The organism is Diaphorobacter oryzae DSM 22780, from assembly GCF_059568935.1.
The window spans coordinates 49,562-63,485 of record NZ_JCANUL010000005.1 but is presented as its reverse complement, the minus strand read 5'-3'; the positions used below and the strand labels follow the sequence as shown (position 1 = coordinate 63,485).

General features: G+C 71.9%; 15 protein-coding genes. 8 read left to right on the top strand and 7 right to left on the bottom strand.

The genetic code is table 11. The annotated features are described in order from the left end of the window. The first annotated feature begins 20 nt into the window (after nt 1–20). The 3 genes from dmpH to thmT are packed head-to-tail and all read left to right on the top strand — an operon-like array spanning nt 21 to nt 2,054. A complete protein-coding gene (dmpH, locus tag BP68_RS09965) occupies nt 21–809 on the top strand; it encodes a 2-oxo-3-hexenedioate decarboxylase (protein ID WP_496371209.1) in 789 nt (262 codons plus the stop codon). A 41-nt stretch (nt 810–850) separates the two neighbouring features. Continuing rightward, a complete protein-coding gene (locus tag BP68_RS09960; RefSeq protein WP_496371207.1) occupies nt 851–1,834 on the top strand; it encodes a Bug family tripartite tricarboxylate transporter substrate binding protein in 984 nt (327 codons plus the stop codon). A 28-nt stretch (nt 1,835–1,862) separates the two neighbouring features. Then, complete coding sequence (thmT, locus tag BP68_RS09955) at nt 1,863–2,054, top strand: 2-hydroxymuconate tautomerase (protein WP_013517254.1); 192 nt, start codon at nt 1,863–1,865, stop codon at nt 2,052–2,054. Nucleotides 2,055–2,070: 16 nt separating this feature from the next. On the opposite strand, the gene BP68_RS09950 is transcribed toward thmT, so the two are convergent. The 3 genes from BP68_RS09950 to BP68_RS09940 all read right to left on the bottom strand — a co-directional run bounded on the left by BP68_RS09950 (nt 2,071) and on the right by BP68_RS09940 (nt 5,446). After that, a complete protein-coding gene (locus BP68_RS09950) occupies nt 2,071–3,282 on the bottom strand; it encodes an ATP-binding protein (RefSeq protein ID WP_496371204.1) in 1,212 nt (403 codons plus the stop codon). Then, a complete protein-coding gene (locus BP68_RS09945; RefSeq protein ID WP_496371203.1) occupies nt 3,282–3,998 on the bottom strand; it encodes a response regulator in 717 nt (238 codons plus the stop codon). Before BP68_RS09945 ends, BP68_RS09950 begins: the two co-directional genes overlap by 1 nt. A gap of 113 nt (nt 3,999–4,111) precedes the next feature. After that, nucleotides 4,112–5,446 (bottom strand): AmpG family muropeptide MFS transporter, encoded by a 1,335-nt coding sequence (locus BP68_RS09940; RefSeq protein ID WP_496371201.1) that lies wholly within the window; start codon nt 5,444–5,446, stop codon nt 4,112–4,114. A gap of 47 nt (nt 5,447–5,493) precedes the next feature. Here BP68_RS09940 and BP68_RS09935 point away from each other — a divergent pair, with 47 nt between their 5' ends. From BP68_RS09935 to BP68_RS09915, 5 genes are all read left to right on the top strand, one after another. Beyond that, complete coding sequence (locus tag BP68_RS09935; protein WP_496371199.1) at nt 5,494–6,180, top strand: helix-turn-helix domain-containing protein; 687 nt, start codon at nt 5,494–5,496, stop codon at nt 6,178–6,180. 114 nt (nt 6,181–6,294) lie between these two features. Next, on the top strand, nt 6,295–7,191 hold the full coding sequence (locus tag BP68_RS09930) for a DMT family transporter (protein WP_496371197.1): 897 nt from the start codon (nt 6,295–6,297) through the stop codon (nt 7,189–7,191). Between the two features lie 129 nt (nt 7,192–7,320). Continuing rightward, nucleotides 7,321–7,638, top strand: a complete 318-nt coding sequence (locus BP68_RS09925; RefSeq protein ID WP_496371195.1) for a PXPV repeat protein — start codon at nt 7,321–7,323, stop codon at nt 7,636–7,638. A 93-nt stretch (nt 7,639–7,731) separates the two neighbouring features. Then, complete coding sequence (locus BP68_RS09920) at nt 7,732–8,610, top strand: M48 family metallopeptidase (protein ID WP_496371193.1); 879 nt, start codon at nt 7,732–7,734, stop codon at nt 8,608–8,610. Nucleotides 8,611–8,773: 163 nt separating this feature from the next. Further along, a complete protein-coding gene (locus tag BP68_RS09915; RefSeq protein ID WP_496371191.1) occupies nt 8,774–10,534 on the top strand; it encodes a fibronectin type III domain-containing protein in 1,761 nt (586 codons plus the stop codon). A gap of 18 nt (nt 10,535–10,552) precedes the next feature. Here BP68_RS09915 and BP68_RS09910 read toward each other — a convergent pair whose 3' ends face one another. Genes BP68_RS09910 through BP68_RS09895 form a run of 4 tightly spaced genes read right to left on the bottom strand, consistent with a single transcriptional unit; the run spans nt 10,553 to nt 13,909 of the window. Then, complete coding sequence (locus BP68_RS09910; RefSeq protein ID WP_496371189.1) at nt 10,553–11,770, bottom strand: MFS transporter; 1,218 nt, start codon at nt 11,768–11,770, stop codon at nt 10,553–10,555. Then, entirely contained in the window at nt 11,758–12,039 is a 282-nt protein-coding gene (locus BP68_RS09905) for a DUF2218 domain-containing protein (RefSeq protein WP_496371187.1), read from the bottom strand. The genes BP68_RS09910 and BP68_RS09905 overlap by 13 nt, the downstream gene beginning before the upstream one ends. Continuing rightward, nucleotides 12,036–12,839 carry an ABC transporter ATP-binding protein gene (locus BP68_RS09900; RefSeq protein ID WP_496371186.1) on the bottom strand — a complete coding sequence of 268 codons (804 nt, stop codon included), beginning with the start codon at nt 12,837–12,839 and terminating at the stop codon, nt 12,036–12,038. Before BP68_RS09900 ends, BP68_RS09905 begins: the two co-directional genes overlap by 4 nt. Next, entirely contained in the window at nt 12,836–13,909 is a 1,074-nt protein-coding gene (locus BP68_RS09895) for a FecCD family ABC transporter permease (RefSeq protein ID WP_496371184.1), read from the bottom strand. The genes BP68_RS09900 and BP68_RS09895 overlap by 4 nt, the downstream gene beginning before the upstream one ends. Nucleotides 13,910–13,924 lie beyond the last annotated feature (15 nt).

Sequence of the window (13,924 nt, the reverse complement as noted above, 5' to 3'; positions counted from 1 at the left end):
TCTATCGACGGAACCACACCATGGCCCTCTCTCCCCAGACCATTGCCCAGCTTGCCGAGCACCTGGAAACCTGCCAGCTGCAGGCGCGCGACACGCCCAAGATCACCGACGACCATCCCGAGATGGACTGGGACGACGCCTACGCCATCCAGGACGCGATCCTGGCGCGCAAGCTGGCGCGCGGCGCGCGCGTGGTCGGCCTCAAGGCGGGCCTGACCTCGCACGCCAAGATGAAGCAGATGGGCGTGACCGACCCGGTGTTCGGCTTCCTGGTCGACGACTACGCCGTCGCCGAGGGCGCCACGGTGAACACGGCCGAGCTCATCCATCCCAAGGTGGAGCCCGAGATCGCCTTCGTGCTCAAGCACGCGCTCAGGGGCCCGGGCTGCCACATCGGCGCCGTGCTGGCCGCCACCGACTTCGTGCTGCCCGGCATCGAGGTCATCGACAGCCGCTACCGCGACTTCAAGTTCGACCTCAAGAGCGTGGTGGCCGACAACACCTCGGCCGCGCGCTTCGTGGTCGGCGGCCAGGCGCTGCGCCCGCACGACGTGGACCTGCGCACCGTGGGCATCGTGCTGGAGAAGAACGGCCAGCCCGTGGCCCTGGGCGCGGGCGCGGCGGTGCTGGGCCACCCGGCCGCCGCCATCGCCATGCTGGCCAACCACCTGGGGCGGCGCGGGCAGGAGATTCCGGGGGGCAGCCTGATCCTGTCGGGCGGCGTGACCGAGGCCGTGGCCGTGCAGGCCGGCGACAGCGTCAGCCTGCGTGTGCAGGGCATGGGCAGCGTCGGCGTGCGCTTCGCCTGACGGGCGCTCGCGCAGGCAACACACAACACCAAGGAGACATCGTGCAACGCAGAGACTTCATGGCGGCCGGTGCGCTGGCCGCATGGGGCGCCGGCCTGCCGGGCGGCGCCTGGGCCCAGGCGGGCTACCCGGCCAAACCGGTGCGCATGGTCGTGCCGTTCCCGCCGGGCGGGCCGACCGACGTGATGGGCCGCACGGCCGCCAAGGCGATGGGCGACCGGCTGGGCCAGCAGTTCGTGGTCGAGAACAAGGCCGGCGCGGGGGGCAACATCGGCACCGACGCGGTGGCCAAGGCGGCGCCCGACGGCTACACCATCGGCCTCACGGCGATCAGCAGCCTGGCGATCGCCCCGCACCTGTACGGCAACGTGCCCTTCAACGTCGACAAGGACTTCGTGCCGATTTCGCTGGTGGGCACCACGCCCTGCGCCCTGGTCATCCACCCGGCGGCGCCGTTCTCCGATCTCCAGGGCATGGTGGCCTACGCCAAGGCCCATCCGGGCCAGCTCAGCTACGCCACCTCCGGCATCGGCACCAGCAACCACCTGGCGGCCGAGCTGCTGCAGTCGGTGGCCGGCATCCAGCTCACCAATGTGCCGTACAAGGGCTCCAGCCAGATCGTTCCCGACCTGCTGTCGGGCACGGTGATGATGAGCATGGAAAGCTCGCTGGCCACCACCTTGCAGCATGTCCGGGCGGGCAAGCTCAAGGCCATCGCCGTGACCTCGCCGCAGCGTGCCAAGGCCCTGCCCGACGTGCCCACGGTGGCCGAGTCCGGCTACCCCGGCTTCGAGGTGGAGACCTGGTTCGGCCTGGTGGCGCCCGCGGGCGCGCCGCAGGCCATCGTGGACCGGCTGCACGCTGCCTGGCAGGCCGGGTCGAAGGCACCCCAGGTGCAGGCGGCCTTCGACAACATCTCGGGCAACCTGCGCGTCACCACGCCGCAGCAGTTCGCGGCCTTCATCCGCGCGGAGAACCAGCGCTGGGGCGCGCTGATCCGCAGGCTCGGCCTCAAGGCCGATTGATTCCTTCCTTCCCCGGAGTTCGCACACCATGCCATTTGCACAGATTTACATGATCGAAGGCCGCACCGAGGAGCAGAAGAAGGCCGTCATCGAGAAGGTGACGCAGGCCCTCGTCGATGCCGTGGGCGCGCCGCCCGCCAACGTGCGCGTCTGGATCCACGACGTGCCCAAGGAGAACTGGGGCATTGCCGGGGTGAGCGCCAAGGAACTCGGGCGCTGAGCGCCTGCCCCCCGGTTCAGCGCGCCGCCGGCAGGCGCAGCGCGAAGCAGGCGCCGGGCGCGCCGTCGGGCCGGTCCTCGCACCGCACGCTGCCGCCGTGGCGCTGGGCGATGGAGCGCACCAGCGCCAGGCCCAGGCCCACGCCGCCCGATCGTTCGCTGGCGCCGGGCAGGCGGTAGAAGGGCTCGAAGATGCGCTCGCGCTGCGCGGGCGGCACGCCGGGGCCGTGGTCGCACACGCGCAGCACGGCAAGGCGGTCTTCGCGGGTGAGCGTGAGCGTGACCTCGCCCTGGCTGTAGCGGCGGGCGTTTTCCAGCAGGTTGCGCACGGCGCGGCGCAGCAGCTTGGACACGCCCGGCACCTCGATGGAGGCGTCGGCGCCGTCCGCCATGGCGAACTCGGCATCCACGCGCACGCATTCCTCGACGGCCAGGCCCACCAGGTCCACGGCCTCGACGGTGCCCACGTCGGCCGCGCCGGAGTCGAGGCGGCTGGCGAGCAGGATCTCGTCCACGAGCTGGTCCAGCTCGGCGATGTTGCGCTCGATTTCCGCGCGGAACGCGGGGGAGGGCGTGCCGTTGCCCATCAGCTCCAGCCCCATGCGGATGCGCGTGAGCGGCGAGCGCAGCTCGTGCGAGGCGTTGGCCAGCAGCGACTTGTGCGACTGCACCAGCGTCTCGATGCGCGCGGCGGCGGCGTTGAACTGGCGCGCCAGGTCGGCCACCTCGTCATGGCCCTGCTCGGCCACGCGCACGGACAGGTCGCCCTCGCCGAAGCGCTGCACGCTGCGCTGCAGGGTCTCCAGCCGCTGCAGCAGCCGGCGGATGATGGGGAACACGCCCACGGTGACGGCAATGCCCACCAGCGCCAGCATCCACAGAAAGCCCAAGGGCGGGCGAAACCACGAGGCCGGCCCATGCTCGCCCGGGCGCATGCGGGGCGTGCGCGGCGACAGCTGCATCTCGTACACGTCACCGGACTCGGTCTCGATGCGGTAGCGCGCGCCCTCGCCCGGCTCGCGCCGCTGGCGTATGCCCACGCCGTCCACCAGCGTGCGGCCCTGCGCGTCGGTGATCACGATCTCGCGCGAGGGCGGCTGCTGCTGGTTCTGCTCGGCCGCCCAGCGCCAGGCCACGCCGACGGCGAACGCGAACACCAGCACGCCGCCCACCACGGCAAGCCAGATGCGCAGGTACAGGCGGCGCGAGAAGGGGCTGATCAAGGACATCAGTCTTGCTGCTTGGCGAAGACATAGCCCACGCCGCGCACGGTGAGGATGCGGCGTGGGTTCTTGGGGTCGGCTTCGATCGCGGCGCGGATGCGGCCCATGTGCACGTCGATGGAGCGGTCGAAGGCCTCCAGCTCGCGGCCGCGCACGGCCTCCATGATCTGGTCGCGCGTGAGCACGCGGCCCGCGCGCTCGGCCATGGCGGCCAGCAGGTCGAACTGGTAGGAGGTCAGGTCCGCCGGCTGGCCGTGCACGGCCACCGTGCGCGCGTCGCGGTCGATCTCCAGCGCGCCGAAGCGCAGCAGGTTGGCCGCGGGCTGGGCGCCGGCCTCGCGCCGGCGCAGGATGGCGCGGATGCGCGCCAGCAGCTCGCGCGGCTCGAAGGGCTTGGGCAGGTAGTCGTCGGCGCCGATCTCCAGGCCGATCACGCGGTCCATGGGGTCGCCCTTGGCGGTCAGCATCAGCACCGGCACCTGGGCGGCAGCGCCCGGCAGCGCGCGGATGCGCCGGCAGACCTCCAGGCCGTCCATGTCGGGCAGCATCAGGTCCAGGATCACCAGATCGGGAAGCTGGCCGCCCTCGGGCGCCTGCAGGCGCGCCAGGCCGCTGGTGCCGTCGGCCATGTGCGCCACATGCAGCCCCGACTGGCCGAGGTATTCGCCCACCATCTGCGCGAGGCGGTGGTCGTCTTCGATCATCAGCAGTTGCGAACTCATGTGCGGACCTTTCTGCGGCGATGTTCGCCCGGGGGCATCTCGGCGCGTTGAAGCCTCGGTAAAGTTAGGTAAACCGGGTTGTTTCAAAATTCATAGCTGCCAGCGCTTGTCCATCAAGGGCTGGAGGCCTTTTTGGCTTTGGATGCCAGCGCCACCAGCAGCAGCACGGGCAGGCCCAGCAGGGCCGTGCCCGTGAAGAACGCGGCGTAGCCGTGCGCGTCCACGAACTGGCCGGAGAAGCCCGCCAGCCATTTGGGCAGCAGCAGCATGATGGAGCTGAACAGCGCGTACTGCGTGGCGGTGTACTGCACGTTCGTCAGGCTCGACAGGTAGGCCATGAACGCCACCGAGGCGATGCCGCCCGCAAGGTTGTCGGCGCTGACCACCAGCATCAGCCCCGTCAGGTCGTGCCCGCGCTGTCCCAGCCAGGCGAAGAGCAGGTTGCTGGCCGCGCTCAGCACGGCGCCCAGCATCAGCACGCGCATCACGCCCAGCCGCACCGACAGCATGCCGCCCACGAAGGCGCCCACCAGCGTCATGATCACGCCGAAGACCTTGCTGACGGCCGCCACCTCGTCCTTGGTGTAGCCCATGTCCACGTAGAACGGGTTGGCCATGATGCCCATCACCACGTCGCTGATGCGGTACACGGCGATGAGCAGCAGGATCAGCGCGGCCTGCCAGCGGTAGCGTCGGATGAAGTCGGCAAACGGCTCCACCACCGCGCTGCGCAGCCACTCGCCCAGGTTGCGCGCGGGCGGCAGCGGGCGCGGCGTGGGCTCGGGCGACAGCAGCACCGTCACCGTGCCCACCAGCATGGAGGCCGCCATCACCAGATAGGCCGCGGCCCAGGCGCCGGCCTGGTAGCCCTGCAGACCCGGGTCTTCGGCGCGCGCGGCCACCCACAGCACGCCCGCGCCGGCCCAGATCATGGCCAGGCGGTAGCCCGTCTGGTAGGTGGCGGCCAGGGCGGCCTGCCGCTCGGCGTCGGCCGACTCGATGCGAAAGGCGTCCAGTGCGATGTCCTGCGTGGCCGAGCCGAAGGCCACGGCCAGCGCGCACCACACCAGCGGGGTCAGGGCAACGCGCGGGTCGTTGAAGGCCATGCCGCACAGCCCCGCGATCACCAGCGCCTGCGCGAACACCAGCCAGCCGCGGCGCCGCCCCAGCCAGCGCGTGAGCAGCGGCAGCGGCATGCGGTCCACCAGCGGCGACCAGACCCACTTGAAGGCGTAGGCCAGGCCCACCCAGCTCAGGTAGCCGATGGTCGTGCGGTTCACGCCCGCCTCACGCAGCCAAAACGACAGCGTGCCCAGCACCAGCAGCAGCGGCAGCCCGGCCGAGAACCCCAGCGCCAGCATGCGCAGGCTGGCCGGCTCCAGGTAGACCAGCCAGGCCTGGCGCCAGGAGCTGCGGGGGGAGGGGGAGGAGGGAGCTTCAGGCGGCATGGGCAGGCGGGCGCGATCGTGGAGGCGGGTGCAGCTAGTATTTGAGCATGGCCCGCACCGCCCCCGCCCTGTTGCACCCCACCATCTCTGTGCGCCACTACGGTGGCGAGCACCAGGCGCACGCCCACACCCATGCGCAGGTGCTGTATGCGCTGCACGGGCGCATGGAGCTGGAGGTGGCGGGCCGCGCCGCCTTCGTGGACACGGCCTGCGGCATGGTGGTGCCAGCCGGCACCGCGCACGGCTTTCTGGCCCGGCCGGGCACGCGCATCCTGGTGATCGACGCGCCGCCCCACGCCGCGGTGGACCGCGTGCGCCGCTTCGCCGTGCCGCCCGCGGCGCGGGCCGCCCCCGCCCCCGAGGGCGCTGCCGAGCGCCTGGCCCTGCTGCTGCAGGCGCCGCGCGTGCTGGCGCGCCGCGCCATCGACCTGGCGCTGCTGCAGGCCGCCGTGGACCCGGCCCTGCACGAGGACTGGCCCACCGCCCGCATGGCGCAGCTGTTCCACCTGAGCGCGCCGCGCTTTCACGCGCGGCTGCGGGAACTCACGGGCCAGACGCCCCAGGACTGGCTGCGCGCACGCCGGCTGGACATGGCCGAGCGCGCGCTGGCGCGGGGCCAGTCGCTGGAGGCCACGGCCCTGCGCACGGGCTATGCCAGCGCCAGCGCCCTGGCCTATGCGCTCAGGCGCGAGCGCGGCGTGGGCGCACGGGTGCTCAGATTTCAAGCCAAATAGGCCGCTTTCGCCCACTGGATAAGCGCAACAAGCTATCAATTTGGGAGTAATGGCGCGCCGCAGATCGCGCGTCGCTCGACAGTTGCACGCTCGCGCCCGGGCACCATGGCGGGCATGAACACCGCATCCATTCGCAGCATCGCCATGGTGCTGCTGGCCGCCATGCTCTGGGGCACCACGGGTACCGCCCAAAGCCTGGCGCCGGCCGGGCTGTCGCCGTACTGGGTGGGCGCGCTGCGGCTGCTGATCGCCAGCGCCTTCTTCGCCGTGCTGGCCTGGCCGGTGCGCCGCCGCGCCGGGGGGCGCGGCCTGCGCTGGGGCGCCGTGCTGCTGGCCGGCGCCTGCGTGGCCACTTACAACCTGAGTTTCTTCGCCGGCGTGAAGGCCACTGGCGTGGCCCTGGGCACGGCCCTGGCCATCGGCAGCGGGCCGATCTGGGCCGGGCTGCTGCAGACCGCCGTGCAGCGGCGCCTGCCCGCGCCCGTGTGGTGGCTGGGCACGCTGCTGGGCGTGGGCGGCGGCGCGGCCATGGCGCTGGACGGCGGCAGCACGGTGCGGGCGCCCGGGTCCGGCATCGCGCTGTGCCTGCTGGCCGGCCTGGCCTACGCCGTCTATGCCCTGACCAACAAGCGCCTGGTGGCGCAGGCCGGCGCGGCCACGGTGAACCTGGCGGTGTTCGGCACGGCGGGCCTGCTGTCGCTGCCCGTGGCCGTGCTGCTGGGCGGGCCGCCGCAGCTCGCCGCCGGCACCTGGGGCGTGGTGCTGTACCTGGGTCTGGTGGCCACGGGGCTGGCCTATCTGCTGTTCAGCACGGCGCTGCGCCACATCAGCGGCGCCACGGGGGTTACGCTGGCGCTGGCCGAGCCGGTGACGGCGTTCGCCCTGGCCATCGCGGTGGTGGGCGAGTCGCCCTCGGCCATGGCGTTCGGGGGGCTGGCGGCCGTGCTGGCGGGGCTGCTGCTGGTGATCTGGGCCGAGCTGCGCGCCAGCGCGCCGGCGGCTACGGCCTGAGCGGTACGCAGCTGCTTGCACTTGCTGCCGTTTGGTTACATGCGGGGGTCAACGCGGCGCGGTGCCTTGCCGTTGCCTGTAAAGGCCCTTTCTGCGCCACCTCACGGGCCGGCGTTCCAAGGACATCGCATGAATTACAGACCCATTGTGCTGGCCGCGTTGCTGGGCACGGCCGGCACCTGCGCCCTGGCCGAGGTGAACGTGAGCATCGGGCTGCCGGGGCCGGTCTATGTCCAGCCGGCGCCCCTGTACGCGCCGCCGCCCGTGTATGCCGTGCCCCGGCCCGTGTACGCGCCGCGCCCCGTCGTGGTGGTGCCGCCACCGATGTATGCGCCGCGCTGGCGCGGCGACGACGATGACTACGACGAATGGCGCAAATGGCACAAGCGCCACTACAAGCAGCAGCGCAAGAAGTGGCGCCGCGAATGGGACGATGACGACGATTGATGGCCGCGGCGCCGCGATCGCCCTGGCGGCGCGTGGCTGTTATGCGTGCCTGCCTACACGGCCCACGGTGCGGCCGCACCTAAACTCACGGGCATGACGATGTCCCCCACCGATTCCCTGTCTTCGCCCTCCCTGGATGCGGGCTGCCGCTGCTGCGCCGCGCGCGGCGGCGTCTGGCATGCACGCCGTGCCTTCGCGCTGGCCGCGGCCGGCGCGGCCGCGCTGCCGGCGGCGGCGCAGGTGGACGTGGGCTCGGCCTCGGGCATGCGCCGGCTGGTGCCGGCCGAGACCCTGGAAGACTCCGCCACCGAGCAGTACGGCCAGATGCTGGCGCAGGCCAAGGCCAAGCGCGCGCTCGCGCCCGACAACCATCCCCAGCTGGTGAAGCTGCGCGCCATCGCCCAGCGCCTCATTCCGTACACCGCGCAGTGGAACGACCGCGCGGCCCGCTGGCGCTGGGAGGTGAACCTGATCGGCAGCAAGCAGATCAACGCCTTTTGCATGCCCGGCGGCAAGATCGCGTTCTACACGGGCATCCTGGACCAGCTCAAGCTGACCGACGACGAGATCGCCATGATCATGGGCCACGAGATGGCCCACGCGCTGCGCGAGCACGCGCGCTCGCGCCTGGCCAAGAGCCAGGCCACCAGCATCGGCCTGTCGCTGGGCGCGCAGCTGCTGGGCCTGGGCGACATGGGCAACGCGGCGGCCAACCTGGGCACGCAGCTGCTGACGCTCAAGTTCAGCCGCTCCGACGAGACCGAGGCCGACCTCGTCGGCCTGGAGCTGGCCGCGCGTGCGGGCTACAACCCCGATGCGTCCGTCACCCTGTGGCGCAAGATGGGCGAGGCCACGGGCAGCGGCGGCATCGGCTTCTTGTCCACCCACCCCACGGGCCCCGACCGCATCCGCGAGCTGGAGGAAAACGTGCCGCGCGTGGAGGGGCTGTACCGGCAGTCGCGATCCCGATAGCCACCGGGCCCTTGTCGCCCGAAAGGGGGACATATGGCGCCGCGCAGACCGTGTAGGCTTGCCGCTTTGCTGATTGCACGGCAAGGGACCTATGCGATTGATCCGACGAGCTGCCCGGGCGACCCCCCTCCAACGCCTTGCCGGCCCGGCGGGGCTGGGCTTGATGGCCCTGCTGTGGCAGGGCCCAGCCACAGCCGTGGGCTGGACTGCCGATGTCCCCATGGCCGTGCCCAGGGCGCAGCATGCCGGGGTGCTGCTGGACGATGGCTCGCTGGCGGTCTTTGGCGGGGTCAACGGGAGCGGCTTCGTCGCCGGCGGTGAGCGTTACTCCGGCGGGGCCTGGGCATCCATCGGCAACAGCGGTATTCAGGGCAACGTGACCGAAGCGGTCACGCTGGGCACGGGCCAGGTGCTCGTGCGCACGGACGGCAGCGCGGAGGCGCGCTTGTTCGACCCCGTGGCCGGCGCGTGGCTTCCCGCAGGCATCCAGACCGCAATGCGCAGCCTGCCGTCGATGACGCTGCTGCCCAATGGCAAGGTGCTGGTGGCGGGCGGAAGCACCCTGCAGACGGCCGAACTATATGACCCGCAGACCCGCACCTGGGCGGTGACCGGCAGCATGGCGCAGGTCCGCCGGGCACATGCGGCGGTGCTGCTGAGCGATGGCCGCGTGCTGGTGGCTTCCGGCTTCAACGGCGGGGGGGACGTGCCTGGGGCGGAAATCTACGATCCCGGCACGGAGACCTGGACCCCCGTGGCGCCCCCGCTGGTGCCGCGCCATTACGCCAGCCTGAACCTGCTGCCCGATGGGCGGGCGTTGCTCGCGGGGGGCTACACGGCTGCCGGTGCCACGACGCACGCCGAACTCTACGATGCCGTGACCAACACCTGGACCAGGACGGGGGACATGCACTTTGCGCGCAACGGCGTCATGGGCTCGCCGCTGGCCCATGGCACGGTGCTGCCGTCCGGCCTGGTGCTGATGGTGGGAGGTGCCGATTCCGCGCGAGACCCCCAGCCTGGCGCGGAGCTTTATGACGCGGCGACGGGCACCTGGGCGATCGACGGCTCCATGGGCGTGGGGCGGGAGAACGGCACGGCCAATCTGCTGCCCGAAGGCGATGTCCTGCTGACGGGTGGATACGCCCTCAACCCCTCCACCACCTTCTACGCCTCGGCAGAGCGCTATACCCCCGCCGTGCCCGTGGGGCCCGCGCCGGTGGTGGATGCCGTGCCGCTGCTGCAGCGCGCGGGCGCGGCGCTGACCCTCACGGGATCGGGCTTCACGGGGGGCTTGGGCAGCAGCACGCCCTGGCTGCAGCTGCAGCGTGTGGGCAACGGCGCCATCAGGGGCTGGGCCCCGGCCAGCCATACGGCCACGGGTTTCACGTCGCCGCCGCTGGGCGCCCTGCCGGCGGGGCTCTACATGGCGCGGGTGGTGGTCGATGGCGTTCCTTCCGCGGCCAGGCTGGTCCGGTTCACCGACCCGCCGGGCACGCCCGGCGGTACGCCGGGCAACACGCAGGTCACGGTGCACTGGGCGCCCCCCGCCAACACCGGCGGCAACCCGCCGGACGGCTACACCGTCACCGCCAGCCCGGGCGGCGCGGGCTGCACGGCCGCCGCGCCCGCCACCAGTTGCACGGTCACCGGGCTGACCAACGGCACGCCCTATACCTTCACAGTGCAGGCGCAGCACCCCAACGGCGGGGGGCCCGTGTCGCAGGTCTCCGCGCCGGTCACGCCGACCGCCGTGGTGGGCGCTGCGCCTGTGCCTGTGCCCGGGTTGTCGCCCGCAGGGGTGGCGTGGGTCGCACTGGCCACCGCCGCCTTGGCGGGATGGCGCTGCAGGAAGAGCCGGTGGCGGGATCGGGCGGTTAAGAGTGAAAAAGCCTTCTGGCGCTTACCCATCAAGTGCAAATAGCTATAAAAATAATAGCATTCATTGCGGCGCATCGACCGTCTGGAAACGGCGCAGCGCCAGCAGGCCCGCGGCAGCGGCCGCGGCGAAGGCGGCGCCGCAGGCAAAGGTGCCGCGAAAGCCCACGGCGTCCCACAGCGCGCCGGCAATCACGCTGGCCAGCAGCAGCGCCACGCCGGTCAGCAGGTGGAACATCCCGAACGCCGTGCCGCGCAGATCGGCCGGTGCGCTGTCGGCGATCAGCGCGTTGAACAGCCCCTGCGTGAAGCCCATGTGCAGCCCCCACAGGGCGACGCCCGCCATCAGGCCGGCGAGCCCGGGCACGAAGGCCAGCACCAGGTCGGCGGCGATGAGCAGGGCCAGGCCCGCGAGCAGCACGTCCAGCCGGCGCACGCGGTCCGACAGCGCGCCCGCGGGATAGGCCGACAGCGCGTAGGCCACGCCCATGACCACCAGCACCGACGGTGCCCACATCGGCGCCAGGCCCGCCGCCTGGCCGCGCAGGATGAGGAAGGCCTCGCTGAAGCGGGCCAGCGTGAAGACCAGCCCGATGCCCGCCACCTGCCAGTAGGCGGGGCCCAGGCGCGCCAGCTCGGCCCGGCGCAGCGGCAGCCGCCGCGGGCGTGCCGCGGCCGGCAGCCGGGGCTCGCGCACGCACAGCACGAGCACCGCCATGGCCACGAAGGCCGGCAGCACGGCCAGCCAGAACACCAGCCGGTAGTTGTTGGCCGTCCACCACATCAGGCCCATGGCCAGCAGCGGGCCCGTGAAGGAGCCGATGGTGTCCAGCGTCTGGCGCACGCCGTAGGCCGCGCCGCGCAGTTCGGGCGGCGTGACGTCCGCCACCAGGGCGTCGCGTGGCGCGGCCCGCAGGCCCTTGCCGATGCGGTCCACAAAGCGCGCGCCCACCAGCCATTCCAGCGTACCCGCCAGCGGAAACACCGGCTTGGTCAGGGCGCCCAGGCCGTAGCCGGCGATGGCCAGCAGCTTGCGCTTGCCGAAGCGGTCGCTGAGCGCGCCGGAGAACACCTTCACGATGGCGGCCGTGGCCTCGGCGATCCCCTCGATGAGCCCGACGGCCAGCACCGACGTGCCCAGCACCGCCACCATGTAGAGGGGCAGCAGCGCATGGATCATCTCGGAGGAGATGTCCATGAACATGGACACGAAGCCCAGCGCCCACACGCTGGCGGGTACGGCACGGGCACCCCCGGGCGGCGCGGGTTTCAGTGGTTCCATCGCACCGCCAGCGGGTTCTTGCGCGTGAACAGCTTGATGTGCTCCTCCAGGGTGCGTTGCACGCGCTCCAGGCCATCGGCCGAGTCGGCGGTGCAGGTGAGGTACAGGGTGTCGCCGTCGGCCCGCATGTCGCAAATGCCCGAGGGAAACTGGGCGTGGGCCCGGTGTTCATCGTACTGCACGCTGATCTTGCGGCTGAAGTGAAAGCACAGGCGCTGCAGGTAGCGGCTGGCTTCGGGGGTGGCCACCTGGCCTTGGGACTGGATCATGGGGTGTCTTTCGTGGAGAGGGAGGAAATGGCCTCGTCGGCCAGCACGATGGGGTGGCCCCGCGAGCAGCGCTCGACCCGTGCGCGCACGCCGTAGGCGCGCCGCAGCAGGTCGGGCGTCAGCACCTGGGCCGTGTCGCCAGCGGCCAGCACGCGGCCGCCGCCGAGCACCAGCACATGCTGGCAAAAGCGCAGTGCCAGGTTCAGGTCGTGCACGGCCACCAGGCCGATCGCGCCTTGCAGCTGCACCATGGCGCGCACGGCCTGCAGCACCTGCAGCTGCCAGCGCAGGTCGAGGGCGCTGGTGGGCTCGTCCAGCAGCAAGAGGCGCGGCGCGCGCACGATGACCTGGGCCAGGCCCACCATCTGCCGCTGCCCGCCCGAGAGTTCGTCGAGCCGCCGCAGCGCCAGCGCCGAGAGGCCCAGCGCGGCCACCACCGATTCGATGGCGGCCTCGCGCTGCGCGGGGCTCCATTCGCCGCGGCTGGCGCGCAGCGCGCTCTGCCAGGTTTCGTAGGCCACGAGCGAGGTGCTCTGCGGCAGCGCCTGCGGCAGGTAGCCCACGCGGCGCAGGCGCTCGCGCGCGGGCAGGGTGGCCAAGTCCGTGCCTTCCAGCCACACGCGGCCCTGCGCGGGGCGCAGCCCGGCCACGGCCTTGAGCAGCGTGGACTTGCCCACCGCGTTGGGCCCCACCACGGCCACCAGCGTGCCGGCGGGCACGCCGGGCAGGTGCACGCCCTGCAGCACGGGCCGGCCGGGGTAGCCTGCGGCGAGTTGTTCGATCTGCAGGCCCGTGGTCATGCCGCCCTCCGTTGACGAAGAACGAGCGCCATGAACAGCGGCACGCCCACCAGCGCGGTGATGATGCCGATCGGCAGCACCACGCCGGGCACCAGCGCCTTGCTCAGGATGGACGCGAGCGACAGCATCAGCGCCCCGGCCAGCGCGCTGCCCGGCAGGTAATAGCGGTGGTCTTCGCCCAGCAGCATGCGTGCGATGTGCGGCCCCACCAGGCCGACGAAGCCGATGGTGCCCACGAAGGACAGGGCCGTGGCCGCCAGCAGGCTCACGCGCAGCAGCGTCACCAGGCGCAGCCGCTCCACGCTGATGCCGAAGCTGCGCGCCTGGTCCTCGCCCGCGCGCAGCGCCGTGAGCGCCCAGGCCTGGCGTGCGGACCACAGCAGGCACAGCGAAAGCACCATGCCCACGATGCCGATCTTGGTCCAGGTGGCGCGGCCCAGGCTGCCCATGGTCCAGAACACGATCTGCTGCAGCGCGTTGCTGTCGGCGATGAACTGCAGCAGCCACAGCAGGGCCTCGAAGCTGAACAGCAGGGCGATGCCGAACAGCACCACGGTGTCCACCGTGGCGCCCTGGCGCCAGGCCAGCAGCTGGATCAGCGCCGTGGCGCAGGCCGCGCCGACAAAGGCGCACAGCGGCACGGCCATGTTCTCGCCCCAGGCGATGAGCGTGAAGCCGCTGACCACGGCGGCCGAGGCGCCCACGGCGGCGGCGGCCGACACGCCCAGCGTGAAGGGGCTGGCCAGCGGGTTGTTGAGCGCGGTCTGCATCTCGGCGCCCGCCAGGCCCAGGCTGGCGCCCACCAGCACGGCCATCACGGCGTAGGGCAGGCGTACCTCCCACAGGATCACCTGCTGCGCCTGCGGCAGCGCGCCGGGCGTGAACAGGCCGCGCAGCACGTCGGCAAACGCGAAGTTGGAGGGGCCCAGCGCGATGTCGGCCACCACGCTGGCGCACAGCACGGCCAGCAGCGCGGCCAGCAGCAGCAGGCGCCGGCGCACGAAATGCCGGTAGCGCTGGGCCAGCGAATCGGTGGTCGCCGGGCCGGGGCCGAGTGGGGAAGGGGTCAATGCAATTTCGGGGTC

What these genes read in the sequence shown, in the direction of transcription:
- dmpH (WP_496371209.1), top strand. Translation starts at nt 21, where the DNA reads ATGGCCCTCTCTCCCCAGACCATTGCCCAGCTTGCCGAGCACCTGGAA.
- thmT (WP_013517254.1), top strand. Translation starts at nt 1,863, where the DNA reads ATGCCATTTGCACAGATTTACATGATCGAAGGCCGCACCGAGGAGCAG.
- BP68_RS09950 (WP_496371204.1), bottom strand. Translation starts at nt 3,282, where the DNA reads ATGTCCTTGATCAGCCCCTTCTCGCGCCGCCTGTACCTGCGCATCTGG.
- BP68_RS09945 (WP_496371203.1), bottom strand. Translation starts at nt 3,998, where the DNA reads ATGAGTTCGCAACTGCTGATGATCGAAGACGACCACCGCCTCGCGCAG.
- BP68_RS09940 (WP_496371201.1), bottom strand. Translation starts at nt 5,446, where the DNA reads ATGCCGCCTGAAGCTCCCTCCTCCCCCTCCCCCCGCAGCTCCTGGCGC.
- BP68_RS09935 (WP_496371199.1), top strand. Translation starts at nt 5,494, where the DNA reads ATGGCCCGCACCGCCCCCGCCCTGTTGCACCCCACCATCTCTGTGCGC.
- BP68_RS09930 (WP_496371197.1), top strand. Translation starts at nt 6,295, where the DNA reads ATGAACACCGCATCCATTCGCAGCATCGCCATGGTGCTGCTGGCCGCC.
- BP68_RS09925 (WP_496371195.1), top strand. Translation starts at nt 7,321, where the DNA reads ATGAATTACAGACCCATTGTGCTGGCCGCGTTGCTGGGCACGGCCGGC.
- BP68_RS09920 (WP_496371193.1), top strand. Translation starts at nt 7,732, where the DNA reads ATGACGATGTCCCCCACCGATTCCCTGTCTTCGCCCTCCCTGGATGCG.
- BP68_RS09915 (WP_496371191.1), top strand. Translation starts at nt 8,774, where the DNA reads ATGGCCCTGCTGTGGCAGGGCCCAGCCACAGCCGTGGGCTGGACTGCC.
- BP68_RS09910 (WP_496371189.1), bottom strand. Translation starts at nt 11,770, where the DNA reads ATGGAACCACTGAAACCCGCGCCGCCCGGGGGTGCCCGTGCCGTACCC.
- BP68_RS09905 (WP_496371187.1), bottom strand. Translation starts at nt 12,039, where the DNA reads ATGATCCAGTCCCAAGGCCAGGTGGCCACCCCCGAAGCCAGCCGCTAC.
- BP68_RS09900 (WP_496371186.1), bottom strand. Translation starts at nt 12,839, where the DNA reads ATGACCACGGGCCTGCAGATCGAACAACTCGCCGCAGGCTACCCCGGC.